Consider the following 18270-nt stretch of genomic DNA (forward strand, 5'->3'; position numbering starts at 1 on the left):
CTCGCGCCCGTTGATGCAGGGCACGACACCTCGAACCAACCGTCGCCGCCGGCGGCGCGTCGCCGTGCCCCTCGCGAGCCTCTAGTGCGAGTGTTTCCGACCAGTAACCGCTCCCCGATCGCCTAGTGCCGGTCCCGAAGAAGTTCGATCGGCGTCCGCCCGAGCGCGACGAGACGCGCATCAACGAGCGCATCCGGGTGCCGCAAGTCCGGCTCGTCGACGAAAACGGCAAGCAGGTCGGCATCGTGCCGACCGAGGACGCTTTGCGCTACGCGCGCGAGCGCTCGCTCGATCTCGTCGAGGTCGCACCCCAGGCGCGGCCTCCGGTGGTGCGGGTGCTCGACTACTCGAAGTACCGCTACGAGCAGGAGCAGAAGCGCAAGGCGGCCCGCCGCCACCAAAAGCAAGTCCACGTGCGCGAGATCAAGCTGCGACCGAAGATCGCGCCGCGCGACTACGAAACGAAGATGGGGCACGTGCGCCGCTTTCTCGAGCGCGACGACCGCGTCAAGGTGACGATCATGTTTCGCGGCCGCGAGCAGACCCACCCTGAGCGCGGCGAGGCGCTGCTGCGCAAACTCGCCGAGGACGTAGCCGATCTCGGGGTCGTCGAGCAACAGCCGGCGCAGGACGGGCGCAACATGACGATGCTGCTCGCGCCGCAAAAACGCAAGGATCGCGCGAAGTCTGCTTGAATGGGCGGTCGCGATGGCGAAGCTGAAAGCCAAGACGCACTCCGGCGCCAAGAAGCGCTTCCGCAAGACCGGTAGCGGCAAGCTGATCGGTCGCCACGCGATGACCAGCCACAACCTCGGCAAGAAGCGTCCGCGGCGCAAGCGCCGCCTCGGCAAAGATCTCGTCATCGCCGACCAGGACCGGCGCACGGTCAAGCGTCTGCTCGGCGTCTAGGGGCAAAGCGGTGCGTATCAAGCGTTCCCTCCACGGCAGGAAGAAGCGGCGCGCGACGCTCGAGCGCGCCAAGGGCTATCGCGGCCAGGCGAAGAGCAGCTATCGCCGCGCCAAGGAGGCGCTGCTCAAGGCCGACCGTTACGCGTACCGCGACCGTCGCAACCGCAAGCGCGATTTCCGGCGGCTGTGGATCGTGCGTATCAACGCTGCCGCGCGCGAGCACGGCATGAGCTACAGCGTTTTCATGCACGGGCTGAAGCGCGCCGGCATCGAGCTCGATCGCAAGGTGCTTGCCGACATCGCAGTGCACGACCGCGACGCGTTCCGACGTATCGCCGAGGCGGCCCGGGAGGCAGCCGCAAGCTGACGCCGGCTGCGTCGACCAGCGGTCTTTTTCCCGGGGCGCCTGGCGAGGGCGCCCCGTCGCGTTTCCAGGGCCGGAAAAGGTGATCACGTCGCCGCAAAACCCCACGTTGAAGCTCGTTCGCAAGCTGCGCCAGCGCCGCTGGCGCGAGCGCCTCGACATGTTCGTCGCTGAGGGCGAAGACCTTGTCGAGGCCGGCAAACAGGCGCGCTGGGAGCTCGTCCACGAGCTGCACGCCGGGCGCGACGTCGCGCCCGAGCTCCTCGCCGCGGTGAGCGAGCTCGCTTCCGGCACGCGCGTGCTGGCGATCTTCCGGCGCCGCTGGGCCGCACCCGACGCACGACCGCTGCGACTGTTTCTCGATGGCGTGCGCGACCCCGGCAATGTCGGTAGCTGTCTGCGCTCAGCGTACGCGCTCGGCGACGCCCAGGTCGTGCTCGCGCCGGGCAGCGCCGATCCGTTCGCCCCCAAGGCGGTGCGCGCCTCGATGGGCGCGCTGTTCCACCGGCCGCCGGCGCTCGCTGCCGAACCGCCGGCGGGACGGTTGGTGGTGCTCGACGCGCACGGCTCAACGCCGCTCTGGGAGTGCGATCTGACACCGCCGCTGACGCTCTGCGTGGGTGCCGAGCGAACCGGTGTGACGCCGGCGCTGCGGGCGCGGGCGGACGAGGTGGCGAGGATCCCGGTGTGCGGCGACTCGCTGAACGTGGCGATGGCCGCGACCGTCGCGCTGTACGAGGCAAATAGGATGGCGACGCGTGAGCGGCACGCTTGAGGACACCGACTTCGACGCGCTCGTCGCCGAGGCGCGCGGCGCCGTCGCGAGCGCCGAAAGCCTCGCCGAGCTCGACGAGCTACGCGTTCGCTTTCTCGGGCGGCGCTCGCAGCTCGCGACGGTGCTGCGCTCGATCGGCTCGCTTCCCGCCGAACGGCGCGCCGAGGTGGGCAAGCGCGCGAACGCGGCGCGCGTCGAGCTCGAGGAGCTCTTCGCTCGCAGGCGCGACGAGCTCGAGCGCCGCGAGCTCGAGCAGCGGCTCGCCCAGGACCGCGTCGACGTCACGCTGCCGGGCGACCCGTCCACCCTGCCCGGGCGGCTGCACATCGTCACCGAAACCAAGCGCCTGCTCGAAGACACCTTCGTCGGGCTCGGCTTCCAAGTCCTCGAAGGGCCCGAGGTCGAGTACGACTACTACAACTTCACCGCCCTCAACATCCCGCCCGGGCACCCGGCGCGCACCACGATGGACACCTTCTACCTCGACGGCGAGGTCGTCCTGCGCACCCACACCTCGCCCATGCAGGTGCGCGCGATGGAAGCGCAACCGCCGCCGCTTTACGTGGTCGTGCCCGGGCGCGTCTACCGCCGCGACTCGGATGCGACCCACACGCCGATGTTCCACCAGCTCGAGGGGCTCGCTGTCGACGAGGACATCACCCTCGCCGACCTGCAGGGCGTGCTCCTCGAGTTCGCGCGCGCCGTGTTCGGGCCCGAACGCGAGATTCGCCTGCGCGCCGGCTACTTCCCGTTCACCGAGCCGAGCGTCGAGGTAGACGTCTCGTGTTTCGCCTGCCCGCGCGACGGCAGCGCCTGCCGCATCTGCAAGGGGTCGGGCTGGATCGAGATCCTCGGTGCGGGCATGGTCGACCCAAACGTCTTCGCCTTCGTTCGCGACAACGGCTACGACCCCGAGCGAATCCAGGGCTTCGCGTTCGGGCTCGGCATCGACCGCATAGCGATGCTCCGCTACGGGGTGCCCGACCTGCGTCTTCTGTTCGAAAACGACGTTCGCTTCCTCGAGCAGTTCGGCGTATGAGAGGCGTGTCGCAAACAGGCTCGAGAGGTATGTCGCCAACAGGTTCGCGTGGCGTGTCGCAAGCGGTGCCGTCGAGCGCCGCGGAGGCGCAGGAGGTGGGGGCGTGAGAGTTCCGCTCTCTTGGCTGCGCTCCCTCTGCGACCCCGGGGTCGGGAGCGGCGAGCTCGCAGAGCGGCTCTCCCTCGCCGGTCTCGAGGTCGCGCGCGTCGAACGTTTCGGCCTGCCGCGCGACGACGGGTACGTCGTCGGGCGGGTCGAGGAGGTCGCCGCTCACCCCAACGCCGACCGCCTGCGCGTCTGCCGTGTCGACGTCGGCGGCGAGCGGCGCACGATCGTGTGCGGAGCGCCGAACGTGCGAGCAGGGCTGCTCGTGCCGGTGGCACTGCCCGGTGCGGTGCTCGCCGACGGGCGCGAGCTGCGCGCCGCCGAGCTGCGCGGCGTTCGCTCCGAAGGCATGATCCTCGCCGAGGACGAGCTCGGTCTCGGCGACGACCACAGCGGGATCGTCGAGCTCGCCGCCGGCGGGGCCGACGACGGTCTCGCCCCCGGGCGGCCGCTGCGCGAAGTGGTGCCGTTGAGCGACGAGGTGCTGGAACTAGAGGTCTCGCCGAACCGTCCCGACTGTCTTGGTGTGCTCGGTGTGGCGCGCGAGGTTCACGCGCTCTGGGGCGCGCCGCTCGACGACTCGCCGCTGCGCTGGGAGGCGGTCGCCGACCGCGAGCTCGAAGAGGCGAGCGCGGTAGCGAGCGTGACCGTGAGCGAAGACGCCGCCTGCCTACGCTTCGCGGCCCGCGTCTTCGAGAACGTGACAGTCGGCCCGTCGCCGCTTTGGCTTCGCCAGCGGCTTTTGGCCTGCGGGATGCGGCCGATCAACAACGTCGTCGATGTCACGAACTACGTGATGCTGCTGCTCGGGCAGCCGCTGCACGCCTTCGATCTCGCGCGGCTCGCGCAGGCGCGGATTGAGGTGCGCCCGGCACGCGGTGGCGAGCGCATCACCACCCTCGACGGCAACGAGCGCGAGCTGCCGCCAGGGACGACGCTCGTCTGCGACGGCGAAGGTCCGGCCGCGATCGCCGGCGTGATGGGCGGGGAGCGCACCGAGGTGCGCGCCGAGACGACCCGCGTGCTGCTCGAGTCGGCGACGTGGGTCGGCTCCGACATTCTGCGCAGCGAGGCGCAGCTCGGTTTGCGCACCGAAGCCAGCGGTCGCTTTGAAAAGCAGCTCCATCCCGAGCTCGCGGCCGTGGCGCTAGCGGCCGCCTCGCGCCTGCTCGTCGAGCTCGCCGGAGCGCGCCTACGACCCGGAACTATCGACGTCTACCCGCGGCCGGCCGAGCGGCGAACGCTGCGGCTGCGTCCCAGCAGGATCCGTGACCTTTTGGGGCTCGAGGTGCCGCAGGAGCGCTCGCGCGAGCTGCTCGCCCGCCTCGGCTTCGAGAGCTCGCCGCGTAGCGACGGCGAGCTCGTCGTCACCGTTCCGTGGTGGCGCGACGGCGACGTTCAGCGCGAAGTCGACCTCGTCGAAGAGGTCGCCCGGGTGCACGGGCTCGACAAGCTGCCGACGACGCTGCCGGCGCGGCGCAACGCGGTCGGCCGCCTCAGCGACGCCCAGCGGTTGCGCCGCCGGGTCGAGGACTTCCTGCGCGACCGCGGGCTCTTCGAAGCGATCAACTTCAGCTTCACCTCGCCCGAGCTGCTCGAGGCGCTCGGCCTCGCCGACACAGCGCTGGCGCTCGAAAACCCGCTCAGCGAGGAACAGGCGCTGCTGCGGCCGCTGCTGCTCCCCGGGCTCGTCGACTCCCTGCGGCGCAACGCCGCGCGCGGGCGTCCCGACACCGCGCTGTTCGAGATCGCCCGCACCTTCACTGGTCCGCTGCGCACGGTCGCCGGGCCGCCGCGCGGCCGCGAAGCCGCCAGCGAGCGCCTGCATGTCGCCGCCGTCGCCAGCGAGCTGCGCGCGCGCGGCTGGCGCAGCGGTGCCGTGGCCGGCGACTTCTTCGCCGTCAAGGCCCTGGTCGAGGGCGTGCTCGCGTGTGCACGTGCGGACGCCGACTTTCGTCCCACCGCGCGGCCGTTCCTGCACCCCGGTCGCAGCGCCGCGGTCGTGGTCGAGGGGGAGGAGATCGGCTTTCTCGGCGAGTTGCACCCGACCGTAGTCCGCCGTCTCGACCTCGCCCAGGCTGTGGGCCGCGAACCGACCGTCGCTGCGTTTGAGCTCGATCTCGGTCGGCTCGCCGAGCACGCCGCCCAACGCCGCGCGACGTTCGCGCCGCTGCCGGCGTTCCCGGCCGTGGTCGAGGATCTCGCGGTCGTCGCCCGCGACGACCTACCCGCCGCCGAGCTTGTCGCGGCGGTACGGCGCGCCGGCGGCGAGCTCATCGAGCAGGTGTCGATCTTCGACGTCTTCCGCGGCGCGCAGATCCCCGCCGGCCACCGCTCGGTGGCGATGCGGATCGTGCTGCGCGCACACGACCGCACCCTCACCGAGAGCGACGCGGCCGAGGTACGCGAGCGCGCGATCGCCGAACTCGCCGCGCTGGGAGCGTCGATCCGTGGCTAAGCAGACCCCCTGCGCGGTCGTCGGCGCCGCCGGTTTCGCTGGCGCCCTCTGTGCCTACCTAGTCGCACGCCATCCGCACCTCGAGCTGGCGATCGCCTGCGCACGCAGCGACGCCGGCAGCCGTCTCGACGAGCTCTACCCGCGCTACGGCGTGACCGCCGAGCTGGTTGAGTTCGACCCCGACCGTGTCGCCGCGGTGGCCGAGGCGGCACTGGTGGCGCTGCCGCACGCCGCCTCGGCGCCGGTGGTGGCCGAGCTCTTGGCGCGCGGCCTGAAAGTCGTCGACCTGTCCGCCGACTTTCGGCTCGAGCTCGACCGCTACAGGCAGTGGTACGGCGAGCATCCGCACCCCGAGCTTCTCGCCGATGCGGTGTACGGGCTTCCCGAGGTTTACCGCGACCGGATCCGCGGCGCGCGCCTTGTCGCGGCCCCCGGGTGCTACCCGACAGCCGCCCTGCTTGCGCTCTGGCCGCTGCGCGACGCTGTGCGCAGCGTCTTCGTCGACGCGAAATCTGGCGTCTCGGGCGCTGGCCGCGAACCGACCGCGGCGACGCACTTCGTTTCGGTCGCCGAGAACGTGAAGCCCTACAAGGTCGAGGGTCACCGCCACAGCGCCGAACTCGAGCAGCAGCTCGGACCGCAGGTAGCGGTGACGTTCGTGCCGCACCTCGTGCCCGTCGACCAAGGTCTGATCGCCACCTGTTACGCCGAGCTCGCGCGCCCGCTCGACCGCGACGAGGTAGTCGCCGCTTACGAGCGCGCCTACGGCAGCGAGCCGTTCATCGACCTGGCGGCCACCGCTCCAGGCACGCGCGACGTGCGCGAAACCAACCGCTGTCGTGTCTACGCCACCGTCGATCGGCACGGCCGCGTCGTCGCCTTCGGGGCCATCGACAACCTCTGGAAAGGCGCGGCAGGCCAGGCGGTGCAGTGCCTGAACCTAATGCTCGACCTTCCCGAGGAGGCGGGGTTGCGCTAGCGGTGGCCGCCGGTCGCGACGACAGGAGCGAAACCCAGGCGCCCACCGGCCACACGCAAGCTGGCTTTTTCCGATCGCGCTGGGTGGCGCGCCCGCCGCACGTGCGCGAAGCTGCCGCGACCGCGCTGCCGTGCGGCTTTCGGGCGGCGGGCGTGGCGGCCGGCATCAAGGGCGGAGGAGAGCTCGACGTCGGGCTGCTTGTGTGCGACAGCGACAGCGCCGTTTCGGCGGCGCGCTTTTGTCGCAACGCCGTCGTGGGTGCGCCGATCACCGCCTCCCGCGAAGCCGACCTCGAGCGGCTGCGAGCGGTCGTCGTCAACTCCGGCAACGCCAACGTGGCGCTCGGCGACGAGGGGCTCGAAACGGCGCGCGCCGCGCGCCGGGCGGCCGCCACGGCGCTCGCTGTCCCCGCCGATCGCGTCGCCTGTGCCGCGACCGGCGTGATCGGCCGGCCGCTGCCGCGCGACCGGCTGCTCGCGGGCATCGCGCACGCCGCTAGCCAGCTCGCAGCCGACAGCGACTCCTTTTCGCGGTCGATCGTCACCACCGACCGCTGGCCGAAGCGCGCCTGTCTCGAAGTCGACCTGCCCGGCGGCACCGTCCGCCTGGCCGCGCAGGCGAAGGGCGCGGGGATGATCGCGCCCGACTTCGCGACGATGCTCTGCTTCTGCGAGACCGACGCGCGCGTCGCTCCCGAGGCGCTCGACCTGCTGACCACCGTGTGCGTGCGCCGCTCCTTCGACCGCATCTCGGTCGACGGCCAACTGTCGACCAGCGACAGCGTCTTCGTGATCGCCAGCGGCGCGAGCGCCGTCGACGTCGCGTTTGAGAGCGAAGCGGAGGTGCGCCTTGGCGAGGCGCTCGACGCGCTCTTCCGGCAACTGGCGCTCGAGATCGTCGCCGACGGGGAGGGGACGACGCGGGTCGCGCGGCTCGTCGTGCGCGGTGCGCCGGAGCTTGTCGAGCCGGTGGCGCGCGCGATCGCCGGCTCGGCGCTGGTGAAAACAGCGCTCGCGGGCGGCGACCCGAACGTCGGCCGGATACTGCAGGCGGCCGGCCAGGAGCTCGCCCGCCACGGGGCTCCGGGCGTCGTCGACATCGACATCGAGGGTGTCGCGACGGTCAGCGCGGGCGTTGCGTTGCCGCTGGAGGGGCGGCTGCTCGGCGAGTTAGAGTCGGCGTTCGCGCGCCCCGAGGTCGAGATCGAGGTGCGCGTGCCAGGGAGCGGCGGCGAGACCGAGCTTTTCTTCAGCGACCTGGGTCACGAGTACGTGCGCATCAACGCCGAGTACACGACGTGAAAGGGGAGAAGACGGCAGCTCAACACGCTCCGGGGGGGCGCGACGTCGCCACCCTGCTCGAGGCGCTCCCCTACATCCGCCAGTTCCACGGGCGCACGGTCGTGATCAAGTACGGCGGGGCGGCGATGACCGACGCCGATCTGCGCGAGGAGTTCGCGCGCGACGTCGTGCTTCTCAAGTACGTCGGGATGAACCCGGTCGTGGTACACGGCGGCGGGCCCGAAATCACGCGCTACATGGAGCGGCTCGGGCTCGAGGTGCGCTTCGTCGACGGTCTGCGCGTCTCCGACGAGCAGACCGTCGAGGTGGCCAAGATGGTGTTGGTCGGCAAACAGAACAAGGACATCGTGCTGCGCATCAACCGGCACGGCCAGCCGGCCGTCGGTCTTTGCGGCGACGACGGTCTGCTCTTCCGCGTGCGCAAGCAGCTCGGACCGGGCGGCACCGACATCGGCTTTGTCGGCGAGATCGAGAGCGTCGACACCGAGGTGCTGGCCGACATCGCCGAGAACTTCATCCCGGTCGTCGCGTCGGTCGGGTCGGACAGCGAGGGGCGCTCATACAACGTAAACGCCGACGCTGCGGCCGGGGCGGTGGCGGCCGCGCTCGGCGCTTACAAACTGGTGTTTCTCACCGACGTCGAGGGCTGGCGTCGCGACCCTGACGATCCGCAGACCAAGATCTCGGAAGCGACCGTAGCTGACGTTCGCGCCCACCTCGGCGAGGTCGGCGGTGGCATGCGCCCGAAACTGGAGGCGTGCGTGCGCGCGATCGAGGCGGGCGTCGAGAGCGCCCACATCATCGACGGCCGCGTGCCCCACTCGCTGTTGCTCGAGCTCTTCACCGACACCGGTATCGGCACCAAGATCACCGCCGGCGAAGACTCTGCAGCCGGCGCTAACGGGTAAGGGCGTCGCCGTGAGCGGTATCTCCTCGCCGGCCGCGGCGCTCCTTCCGACCTACCGTCGCTTCGACGTCACGTTCGTCCGTGGCAGCGGCGCGCGGCTGTGGGACAGCGACGGCAACGAGTACATCGATCTGCTCGCCGGCATCGCAACCGTCCAGCTCGGGCACTGCCACCCGGCCATCGTCGCTGCCCTCGAGCGGCAGGCGCGGTCGCTGTGGCACGTGTCGAACTTCTTCTACAACCAGCCGATGGTCGAGCTCGCCGAGCGGCTAGTTACGCGCTCGCTCGGGGGCGGCGTCTTTTTCACCAACTCGGGTGCCGAGGCGATCGAGTGCGCCCTCAAACTCGCGCGCCGCCACCGGCCGCGGGGCGAGTTCGTGGTGCTGGAAGGTGGCTTCCACGGGCGTACGTTCGGCGCGCTGTCGGCGACGCCGCAACCGTCGAAGCAGGAACCGTTCGCGCCGCTCGTGCCGGGCGTCCGCGTCGTTCCGCGCGACGACCCCGAGCGGTTGGCGGCGAGCGTCGACGAGCGCTGCGCTGCCGTGCTGGTCGAGCCGATCCAGGGAGAGGGGGGCGTCCACCCGCTCACACGCGAGCTGCTCGCCGCGGCGCGCGCCGCCTGCGACCGAAGCGGCGCGCTGCTCGTCTTCGACGAGGTGCAGTGCGGGATCGGTCGCACCGGGTCGCTCTTCGCGTACCAGCACGAGGACGTGGCGGTGACACCCGACGTGGTCTGTCTTGCCAAGGGGCTCGGCGGCGGCTTTCCGATCGGCGCTTGCGTCGTCACGCCGGCGCTGCGCGAGACGCTCAGGCCCGGCGACCACGGCTCGACGTTCGGAGGCAACGCGCTGGCGTGCGCGGTCGCCAACGCCGTGCTCGACGTCGTCGACGACCACGCCTTCCTCGCCCGGGTGCGGGCGCGCGGCGAGCGCTTGCGCCGCGGCCTCGCCGAGCTCGGTCTCCACGTGCGCGGACGGGGGCTGATGCTGGCCTTCGCGCTCGACGACGCACCGGCTTTCGTCGAGCGCGCGCTGCACGAGGCACGGCTCGTGCTCAACGCCACCGGGCCCGACACGGTGCGCCTGGTGCCGCCCCTCGTAATCGAAGACGAAGAGATCGACAGCGCGCTCGCCCGCATCGCGAGCCTCCTCGGCTGTTAGGTTGCCGACCCTGATGTCCGTCGACCCTGGCAACGCCAACGCCCGCGACGCGCACGCGCCGGCCGCCCGCCTAGCGAGCTACGAGGCCGCGCCCGGCGAGGTCGGTCGCGTCCTGTTGCTCTACTCGGGCGGCCTCGACACCAGCGTGATGCTCAAGTGGATCCAGGAGGAGTACGGCGCCGAGGTCGTCGCTCTCACCGTCGACCTTGGGCAGCCCGGCGAGGACTTCGAGGTGGTTCGCGGCAAGGCGCTGCAGCTCGGAGCGGTCGACGCGGTGCTCGTCGATGCGCGCGAACGGTTCGCCTACGAGTACGTGCTGCCGGCGATCAAGGCCAACGCCCTCTACGGCGGCGGCTATCCGCTCTTCACCGCGCTCGGTCGTCCGCTCATCGCCAGCATCGCCGTCGAACAGGCGCAACGCTTCGGCTGTGACGCGATCGCGCACGGCTGCACTGGCAAGGGCAACGATCAGGTGCGGATCGAGTCGACGATCCTCGCGCTCGCTCCCGACATGAAGATCGTGGCGCCGGTGCGCGGCTGGCAGATGGGGCGCGAGGAGGAGATCCGCTACGCGCGCGAGCGCGGCATCCCGATCAAGGGCGGCACCGAAGCGCCGCCCTACTCGATCGACGACAACCTCTGGGGACGCTCCTCCGAGGGCGGCAAGATCGAGGACCTTGCCGAGCCCACCCCTGACGACGCGATCACGCTCGTCACCGACCCCCGCCAGGCGCCGGACGAGCCCGAGGACGTGACGATCGAGTTCGAGCGCGGCTGCCCGGTGGCGATCGACGGCGAGCGGCTGGGTCTGGTGGAGCTGCTCGAGCGGGCCACGGCGATCGGTGCGCGCCACGGTGTCGGCATCGTCGACCACATCGAGGACCGCGTCGTCGGCCTTAAGGTGCGCGACCTCTACGAGGTGCCAGCGGCCGCGATCCTGCTGTGCGCCCACCGCGAGCTCGAGAAGCTCGTCTGCACTGGTCTCCAGAACCGGCTCAAGCCTGTGCTCGAAGAGCAGTGGTCGTGGCTCGTTTACGCCGGACTGTGGTACGAGCCGCTGCTCGCCGACCTCAACGCCTACATGGACTCGGTCAACGAGCAAGTTACGGGGTCCGTCACCGTGCGCCTTTACAAGGGGTCGGTGCGCGCCGTGGCGCGCAAGTCCGAGAACGCCCTCTACGACCCGGCCTTGGCAACGTTCGGCGAGTCGGGAGGTTTGTTCTCGCAGCACGCTGCCCCCGGTTTCATTGAGCTGTTCACCTTGCAGTCGCGGATGGCCCACCGCTTGCGCGCAGAGCGCGGCCAGCGCGGCGGCGGGAGCGAGCGATGAGCCGCCTGCACCGCGACGCCTACGCGCTGCTCGGCTGGGTGACGTGGCAGGTCGGTCGGCGCCTGGCGCGCCGCTGGGTCGCACGCCACCGGCGTGCGCTTCTCTTATTCGGAGCGGTGACGCTCGCCAGCGGTGTCGTCGTCGCTGCCGCCAGCCGCCGCGCTCGCTGAGCCCCGATCGTCCGCCTCGCCATCGTGGTGCGAACTGCCGCGCGCTGCGAGCGTCGCTTGCGGGCGCGAGAAACGCGTGCCGATCGTCACGAGTAGGTAGATCACGCCAGCCACCATGAAGAAAGCCGTCGGTTCGCGCTCGTCCGCGAACCCGGCGAGGAACGGCATCGCGATCGCCGCTACCGCCAGCAACAGGTCGATAACCAGGTGCGCCGGGCGCGGCAGCTGGCTGACGAGGCCGGTGGGGCCGTCGGAGCTCGCGGCGACGACGATCATCGCGACGCCGAACGCGAGCGAGATCGCTGTCGCCGCGCCCGACCCATAGTCGAGCACGACGGGCGCCGCGAGAAAGGCGATTCCGCCCACGTACTCGAGCAGCCCGTGCAGGAACAAAGGAATCGGCCCCTGGCGCATCATGGCGCCGATCGTCGCACATTTGCGGTCCGCTCGCAGTCCTATAGTGGCTCGCCGTGGCGCAGCCGTCGTTCGCGCATCTGCACGTCCACTCCGAGTACTCGCTGCTCGACGGGGCCTGTCGCATCGAGCAGATGGCGGAGCGCGCAGCAGCGTTCGAGCAGCCGGCGCTCGGTCTCACCGACCACGGGGTGCTCAACGGTGCCGTCGAGCACTACCAGGCGTGCCACAAGCACGGGATCAAGCCGATCCTCGGTCTCGAGGCGTATCTCGTCGACGACATCAAAAGCGAAGCGCTGCGCTATGAGCGCAACCACCTGACGCTGCTCGCCGCCACCGACGAGGGGTTCCGCAACCTCGTCAAGCTGTCGTCGGCCGGCTTTCTCGAGGGTTACAAGCGCGGCAAGGCGAACGTCGACCTCGACCTGCTCGAGCGCCACGCCGCCGGCGTGATCGTCCTCACCGGTTGTTTGCAGTCGCGCTTCTGCCGCCGCCTCGTCGCCGACGACGTGGCGGCAGCGCGCGCCCACGTCGACGATCTGCTCCAGATCTTCGGCAGCGACAACGTCTACTTCGAGATCCAGCGCAACGGGCTCGACGCGCAGGAGAAGGCCAACGAGGGGATCGTGCGCATCGCGCGCGAGGTCGGGCGGCCGCTAGTGGCGACCGCCGACGTCCACTACCTGCGCCGCGAGGATTACGACAACCACCAGGCGTTGCTGTGCGTGCAGACGAAAAGCACGCTCGCCAACCCCAAGCTGCGCTTCGAGACGAACGAGTTCTATCTCAAGGACTCACAAGAGATGCAGGCCGCCTTCCGCGATCTCCCCGAGGCGGTCGCCGCCACGCTCGAGATCGCCGAGCGCTGCAACGTCGATATCGAGCTCGGCCGCCTGCTTTTGCCGCGTTTTCCGACCCCCGACGGGCGCAGCGAAGCGGAGTACCTGCGCGAGCTAGCTGCAGCCGGGTTGCGCAAGCGCTACGGCGACCCGCCGCCCGCCGAGGCTCGGGAGCGCCTCGAGTACGAGCTCGACGTGATCGAGCGCATGGGCTTCAGCGCCTACTTCCTAATCGTCTGGGACTTCGTCCGTTTCGCCAAACAAAACGGCATCGCGGTCGGTCCCGGCCGCGGGTCCGCAGCCGGCTCGATCGTCTCGTACTGCCTCGAGATCACCGACGTCGATCCGCTCGCCTACGACCTCCTGTTCGAGCGCTTCCTCAACCCCGAGCGGGTGTCGATGCCCGATATCGACATCGACTTCTCGGTGAAGGGGCGGGAGCGCGTGATCGAGTACGTCGCGCAGAAGTACGGGCGCGACCGCGTCGCCCAGATCATCACCTTCGGCCGCATGCTGCCGCGCGCCGCCACACGCGACGCGGCGCGCGTGCTCGGTTACGACTACGCCACCGGCGACCGCTTGGCGAAGCTGATCCCCGAGCCGGTGATGGGCCGCACCAAAAGTTTCGACGAGTACCTAGCCGAGGAGCCCGATCTGCGCCGCGCGTACGAGACCGAGCCCGACGCCCGCCGCATCATCGACACCGCGCGCGGCCTCGAGGGGATCGTGCGCAACAACTCGATCCACGCCGCCGCGGTGGTGATCGCCGACCGTCCGCTCACCGAGATCGTCCCGCTCCAGCTCGCCGAGGACACGCGCGGCGGCGAGCGCCGGTACCGCGTCGTGACGCAGTACTCGATGAAGCCGCTCGAGGAGATCGGCCTTTTGAAGATGGACTTCCTCGGGCTGCGCAACCTCGACGTGATCGAGTCGGCGCTCGACATCATCGAGGAGTCCACCGGCCAGCGGCCGGACATGGCGAAGCTGCCGCTCGACGATCGCAAGACCTACGAGATGCTCGCGCGCGGCGACTCGATCGGCGTCTTCCAGTTCGAGTCGGAAGGGATGCGCGAAGCGTTGCGCAAGGTGCGTCCCACCGAGTTCAACGACCTCGTCGCGCTCGTCGCGCTCTACCGCCCGGGCGCGATGCGGCACATCGACACCTACGCGCGCAACAAACGCAACCCCGAGGCGGTCGAGTACCTCGACGAGCGCCTGCGCCCGATCACCGAGTCGACCTACGGCGTGATCCTCTACCAGGAGCAGTCGATGCAGATCGCCAAGGAGATCGCCGGGTTCTCGGGCGCCGAGGCCGACGATCTGCGCAAGGCGATCGGCAAGAAGCTGCGCGACAAGATGGCGCAGCTCAAGGACCGCTTCGTCGAGGGCGCACGCAAGACGGGCACCGACGAGCGCGTGATCCAGGAGCTGTGGGCGGCCAACGAGGCTGCGGCCGACTACTCCTTCAACCGCTCGCACGCCGCCTGCTACGCGCTGATCTCCTACCGCACGGCTTGGCTCAAGGCCAACTACCCGGCTGAGTACATGGCGGCGCTGATCTCGTCAGTGATGCAGACCAAGGACAAGGTGCCGTTCTTCGTCGCCCAGTGCGACGAGATGGGCATCGAGGTTCTGCCCCCCGATGTCAACGAGTCGGGCCACGACTTCCGCGTCATCCACGAGCCCGGGAACGACCGGCCGGGAAAGATCCGTTTCGGACTCGACGCTGTTAAGAACGTCGGGTCGCAGGCGGTCGACGCGATCATCCGCGCGCGCGAACAGGGCGGACCGTTCCGCTCGATCTGGGACTTCTGTCGCCGTGTCGATCACCGCGCGGTGAACAAAAAAGCGATCGAGGCCCTCATTAAGTGTGGGGCGCTGGACTCGACCGGTGCCACGCGCAGCGGCATGCTCTCGGTGCTCGCGCAAGCCCAGGCCGCCGGCCAGAAGCACCAGCAGGACGCGCAGCTGGGTCAGGCGTCGATCTTCGATCTCGGCGACGCCGGCGGGGATGCGCCCGCCGCAAGCGACGACCCGCCGGTGCCGGCGCTCGCCGACGCGCAGGATCAGATCAACCAGTGGGAGAAGGAAACGCTCGGCTTGTTTTTGTCGAGCCACCCCCTGAAGGAGCTGCGTCCCGCGCTGCGGCTAGCTAGCGACTGCTCGCTTGCCGAGCTTGCGTCGCGCCGCGACGGCGAGGTCGTCACCGTCGTCGGGATGGTCACCGAGCGCAAGCGCATCCGCACCAAGAGCGGCGAACCGATGGTCTTCTGCACGATCGACGATCTCGAAGGCCAGGTCGAGGTGCTCGTGATGGGCTCTTGCTATCAGCAGCACGGCGAGCTGATCGAGCCCGACCGCGTGCTGCTGGTGCGCGGGCGCGTCGACCACAAAGAGGCCGGCGAGACGAAGTTGATCGCGCAGGAGATCAGCGCTTTTGAGCCCTCGCCCGAAGAGGTCGAGCGAGCCCGGCGCGAGCTCGCCGACGATGCCGTCGGGGAGGGGGCCGCGAGCGGGCCAGCGAACGCGCCCGGGGGCGACAGCGCTCGTGGCAGAAACGGCGCGAACGGCAGCGCCAGCGCGAGCGGACGTCGCAACGGCAGCGCGGGCAGGAACGGCGCACGGCCACGCGGCGCTGACGCGCTCGAGCTCGAGCTGCGCGACGTGCCGCGCAGCGCGATCGAGGAGCTGCGCGAGATCCTCTCGCACCATCCGGGCGACCGCGAGGTGCGCGTGCGCGTCGGCGGGCGCGTGCTCGTGCTCGGCGACAAGTGGCGTGTGTCCGGCAACAGCAGTTGTTGTGCCGAGCTCGCGACGCTCGAGGGTCTGGCGATAGTCCGCGCCTGAGTCGTTCTCGTCGCGGCCCGCGGAGCGGGGGTAGACTCGCTGCGTGCAAGCGACGTCGCGGATCGAAGCGCTGCGCGAGTGCCGCCAGTGCTGCGCGTTCTGCGACCGCCTCGTCTACCCGGCGGGTTGCGTCGAGGCGCAGTGCCCCTACCTCTACGTCTACGAGGAAGAGGCGAGCGGGCGCCGCTACATGGGCTGCCTGCACAAGGTTTTCCGCGGCGAGATCGACGTCGAGCTCTTCGAAGAGGCGGAGCGCACGAGCCAAGGGTTCGGGGGCATGCGCCTTGCCTCGCACCCGCTGCCGTTCTGTCGCACCGGCGTCGAGCGCGCCTACTACGGCAGCGGACCCGCGTTCGAGTGCACCAACCCCGACTTCTGGCGTGACCCTGTGCCGCTCGCCGACGAACGCTTCGACCTGCGCGACCGTCTCGACCGCTGAAGCCGCGCGCTAGGAAGCGGACCCGCGCGCGGCCAGCCCCTTCTCGCGCAGTTCGCGCATCAATGCGACGTCGCGGGCGACCGGCGCTTTGCCGTCGACGCCCGGCCCTTCGAAGATCGCCGGCAGACCGTCGAAACGCGGTTCGGAGAGAAACGCTGCGCATCCCTCGCTCCCGAGCTCGCCCTGGCCGAGCGGCGCGTGCCGGTCGCGGTTGGAACCGAGCGGTTCGCGCGAGTCGTTGACGTGCAAGCAGCGCAAGCGGTCGAGACCGACCGTGCGGTCGAACTCGTCGACGACGCGCGCCAGCCGCTCGCTGTCACGGATGTCGGAGCCGCTAGCGAGCAGATGACAGGAGTCGAGACAGACGCCAAGGCGACCGTCACCGCCGCCGAGCTCGAGAAGCCGGGCGAGCTCGTCGAAGTCGCGGCCGATCGTGTCGCCTGCACCCGCGGTGTCCTCGAGCAACAGGGGGCAACGCTCGGACTCGGCTAGCGCTGCGCGGATCGCTTCGCCGACGCGTCGGAGCGCCTCGGGGCGCGGCTCGCCGCGCGCCGACCCAGGGTGCAGCACCACACCGACGGCGTCGATCTGGTCACCCATGCGCAGCGAGTGGATCAGCGAGTCGACCGACTTGCGCCACAGCTCGCGGTCGGCGGCGGCGCAGTTGAGCAGATAGACGGCGTGAATCACCGTCGCCCGCACCGGCCCCTCGGCGACGAGCTCGCGGAAGCGGGCGATGTCGTCCTCCTTCCAGGCCGTCGGCCGCCACTGGCGTGGCGACTGGTTGAAGACCTGGATCGCATCGCAGCCGAGCTCGCGACCGCGCTCCCAAGCTTTGGCGAGACCGCCCGCCGTCGAGACGTGCGCCCCGATTAGCATCCGGCCGTGTCCTTAAAGCGAGCTCCCATGCGCGTCCGCTTCGCGCCGTCGCCGACCGGCGAGCTCCACGTCGGCGGGGCGCGCACGGCACTCTACAACTGGCTGCTCGCGCGAGGGTCGGGTGGCGCCTTCGTGCTGCGCATCGAGGACACCGACCGCGAGCGCTCCACGCGCGAGAACCGTGAGCGCATCCTGGAAGCGCTGCGCTGGCTCGAGCTCGACTGGGACGAGGGTCCGTTCTCCCAAGCCGAGCGCGCCGACCGCCACAACGAAGCGATCGAACAGCTGTTACGTGACGGGCACGCCTACGAGGACGAAGGTGCGGTGCGCTTCCGCGTACCGCCCGGCGAAACGGTCGTCGAGGATCTGATCCGCGGCCCGATCCGTTTTCCTCACGACGCGATTAAGGACTTCGTTATCCGCCGCTCCGACGGCAGTCCGCTCTACAACCTGGCAGTAGCCGTCGACGACCTCGACATGGCGATAAGCCACGTCGTGCGCGGCGACGATCACCTCTCGAACACGCCTCGCCAGCTGATGGTGATCCGCGCTCTCGGGTACGAGCCACCGGCCTACGCCCACCTCCCGCTGTTGCACGGTCCCGACGGCAAAAAGCTGTCGAAACGGCACGGCGCGACGTCGGTCGAGGAGCTGCGCGCGCGCGGCTACCTACCAGAGGCGGTGCGCAACTACCTTGCGCTGCTCGGCTGGGGGCTCGATGATCGCACCACCTTCATCGACACCGAGACGCTGATCGAGCACTTCTCGCTCGCGCGCGTGTCGCGCTCGCCAGCGGTCTTCGACGAGAAGAAGCTGCGCTGGATGAACGGTCACTACCTGCGCAAGCTCCCGCTCGACGAGCTCGTCGAACGGCTCGTCGACTACCTCGACCACGAGGCGATCGTCGCGCGAGACAAGGTCGACCGCGAGAAGCTGAGGCGGGCGGCCGAGGCTGCGCAAGAGAAGCTGCAGACGCTCGCCGACTTCTGGCCATTGGCCGGGTTCGTGCTCGAGCGGCGCGAGCCCGCCCCCGAGCTCGTGGCGTGGTTGGCCGAGAGCGGTGCCCGCGAGCGTCTCGAGCGAGCGCGCGAACGGCTCGCCGCTCTCGACGACTTCTCGGTCGAAGCGATCCAGAGAGCGTTGCGCGCGCTCGTCGAGGAGCTCGGCGTGAAGGGGGCGGCGGTGTTCCAGCCGCTGCGCGTGGCGGTAACCGGGTCGAAGGTGTCGCCGGGAATCTTCGAGTCGCTCGCCGCGCTCGGGCGCGACGAGACGCTGGCGCGCATCGATGCCGTGCTTGGGCGGCTGGCGGCCGCGAGCGTCCGTTGAACTGCCCCGGGCGCTCGCGGGCTCAAGCG

General features: G+C 70.1%; 16 protein-coding genes. 14 read left to right on the forward strand and 2 right to left on the reverse strand.

Features of this window, described 5'->3' with window-relative positions; translation table 11 throughout:
- Nucleotides 1-125: 125 nt before the first annotated feature.
- The 11 genes from infC to JDY09_RS04270 all read left to right on the forward strand — a co-directional run bounded on the left by infC (nucleotide 126) and on the right by JDY09_RS04270 (nucleotide 11327).
- On the forward strand, nucleotides 126-695 hold the full coding sequence (gene infC, locus JDY09_RS04220; protein WP_274717805.1) for a translation initiation factor IF-3: 570 nt from the start codon (nucleotides 126-128) through the stop codon (nucleotides 693-695).
- Nucleotides 696-708: 13 nt separating this feature from the next.
- Nucleotides 709-909 (forward strand): 50S ribosomal protein L35, encoded by a 201-nt coding sequence (gene rpmI, locus JDY09_RS04225; RefSeq protein ID WP_274717806.1) that lies wholly within the window; start codon nucleotides 709-711, stop codon nucleotides 907-909.
- A 10-nt stretch (nucleotides 910-919) separates the two neighbouring features.
- Nucleotides 920-1276, forward strand: a complete 357-nt coding sequence (rplT, locus tag JDY09_RS04230; RefSeq protein ID WP_274717807.1) for a 50S ribosomal protein L20 — start codon at nucleotides 920-922, stop codon at nucleotides 1274-1276.
- Nucleotides 1277-1355: 79 nt separating this feature from the next.
- A complete protein-coding gene (locus tag JDY09_RS04235) occupies nucleotides 1356-2048 on the forward strand; it encodes a TrmH family RNA methyltransferase (protein WP_274717808.1) in 693 nt (230 codons plus the stop codon).
- Nucleotides 2032-3087: a phenylalanine--tRNA ligase subunit alpha gene (gene pheS, locus JDY09_RS04240; protein ID WP_274717809.1), complete on the forward strand. Its 1056-nt coding sequence runs from the start codon at nucleotides 2032-2034 to the stop codon at nucleotides 3085-3087. Before JDY09_RS04235 ends, pheS begins: the two co-directional genes overlap by 17 nt.
- Before the next feature lie 103 nt (nucleotides 3088-3190).
- On the forward strand, nucleotides 3191-5650 hold the full coding sequence (gene pheT / locus JDY09_RS04245; protein WP_274717810.1) for a phenylalanine--tRNA ligase subunit beta: 2460 nt from the start codon (nucleotides 3191-3193) through the stop codon (nucleotides 5648-5650).
- Nucleotides 5643-6629, forward strand: coding sequence for an N-acetyl-gamma-glutamyl-phosphate reductase (gene argC, locus JDY09_RS04250; protein ID WP_274717811.1), 987 nt, complete (start codon nucleotides 5643-5645; stop codon nucleotides 6627-6629). Before pheT ends, argC begins: the two co-directional genes overlap by 8 nt.
- A 2-nt stretch (nucleotides 6630-6631) precedes the next feature.
- Nucleotides 6632-7930, forward strand: coding sequence for a bifunctional glutamate N-acetyltransferase/amino-acid acetyltransferase ArgJ (argJ, locus tag JDY09_RS04255; RefSeq protein ID WP_274717812.1), 1299 nt, complete (start codon nucleotides 6632-6634; stop codon nucleotides 7928-7930).
- On the forward strand, nucleotides 7927-8838 hold the full coding sequence (gene argB, locus JDY09_RS04260; RefSeq protein WP_274717813.1) for an acetylglutamate kinase: 912 nt from the start codon (nucleotides 7927-7929) through the stop codon (nucleotides 8836-8838). Before argJ ends, argB begins: the two co-directional genes overlap by 4 nt.
- A 10-nt stretch (nucleotides 8839-8848) precedes the next feature.
- A complete protein-coding gene (locus tag JDY09_RS04265; protein ID WP_274717814.1) occupies nucleotides 8849-9997 on the forward strand; it encodes an acetylornithine transaminase in 1149 nt (382 codons plus the stop codon).
- Nucleotides 9998-10010: 13 nt separating this feature from the next.
- The gene (locus JDY09_RS04270) at nucleotides 10011-11327 is read left to right on the forward strand and encodes an argininosuccinate synthase (protein ID WP_274717815.1); all 1317 of its coding nucleotides are present in this window, start codon (nucleotides 10011-10013) and stop codon (nucleotides 11325-11327) included.
- Between the two features lie 104 nt (nucleotides 11328-11431).
- Here the strand turns inward: JDY09_RS04270 and JDY09_RS04275 are convergent, their stop codons facing one another.
- Nucleotides 11432-11914: an SPW repeat domain-containing protein gene (locus tag JDY09_RS04275; RefSeq protein WP_274717816.1), complete on the reverse strand. Its 483-nt coding sequence runs from the start codon at nucleotides 11912-11914 to the stop codon at nucleotides 11432-11434.
- A 53-nt stretch (nucleotides 11915-11967) separates the two neighbouring features.
- On the opposite strand from JDY09_RS04275, the gene dnaE reads away from it, so the two are divergent.
- The gene (dnaE, locus tag JDY09_RS04280) at nucleotides 11968-15597 is read left to right on the forward strand and encodes a DNA polymerase III subunit alpha (protein WP_274717817.1); all 3630 of its coding nucleotides are present in this window, start codon (nucleotides 11968-11970) and stop codon (nucleotides 15595-15597) included.
- Nucleotides 15598-15640: 43 nt separating this feature from the next.
- On the forward strand, nucleotides 15641-16036 hold the full coding sequence (locus tag JDY09_RS04285) for a hypothetical protein (protein ID WP_274717818.1): 396 nt from the start codon (nucleotides 15641-15643) through the stop codon (nucleotides 16034-16036).
- Between the two features lie 9 nt (nucleotides 16037-16045).
- Here the strand turns inward: JDY09_RS04285 and JDY09_RS04290 are convergent, their stop codons facing one another.
- Nucleotides 16046-16915, reverse strand: coding sequence for a deoxyribonuclease IV (locus tag JDY09_RS04290; RefSeq protein ID WP_274717819.1), 870 nt, complete (start codon nucleotides 16913-16915; stop codon nucleotides 16046-16048).
- A 27-nt stretch (nucleotides 16916-16942) separates the two neighbouring features.
- Here JDY09_RS04290 and gltX point away from each other — a divergent pair, with 27 nt between their 5' ends.
- Nucleotides 16943-18241: a glutamate--tRNA ligase gene (gltX, locus tag JDY09_RS04295; protein ID WP_274717820.1), complete on the forward strand. Its 1299-nt coding sequence runs from the start codon at nucleotides 16943-16945 to the stop codon at nucleotides 18239-18241.
- The last annotated feature ends 29 nt before the right edge of the window (nucleotides 18242-18270 follow it).

The organism is Thermoleophilum album, from assembly GCF_028867705.1.
Taxonomy (GTDB): Bacteria; Actinomycetota; Thermoleophilia; order Solirubrobacterales; family Thermoleophilaceae; genus Thermoleophilum.

Coding starts and splice junctions, on each gene's coding strand:
- rpmI (WP_274717806.1), top strand. CDS start 709: ATGGCGAAGCTGAAAGCCAAGACGCACTCCGGCGCCAAGAAGCGCTTC.
- JDY09_RS04270 (WP_274717815.1), top strand. CDS start 10,011: ATGTCCGTCGACCCTGGCAACGCCAACGCCCGCGACGCGCACGCGCCG.
- JDY09_RS04275 (WP_274717816.1), bottom strand. CDS start 11,914: ATGATGCGCCAGGGGCCGATTCCTTTGTTCCTGCACGGGCTGCTCGAG.
- JDY09_RS04290 (WP_274717819.1), bottom strand. CDS start 16,915: ATGCTAATCGGGGCGCACGTCTCGACGGCGGGCGGTCTCGCCAAAGCT.
- gltX (WP_274717820.1), top strand. CDS start 16,943: ATGCGCGTCCGCTTCGCGCCGTCGCCGACCGGCGAGCTCCACGTCGGC.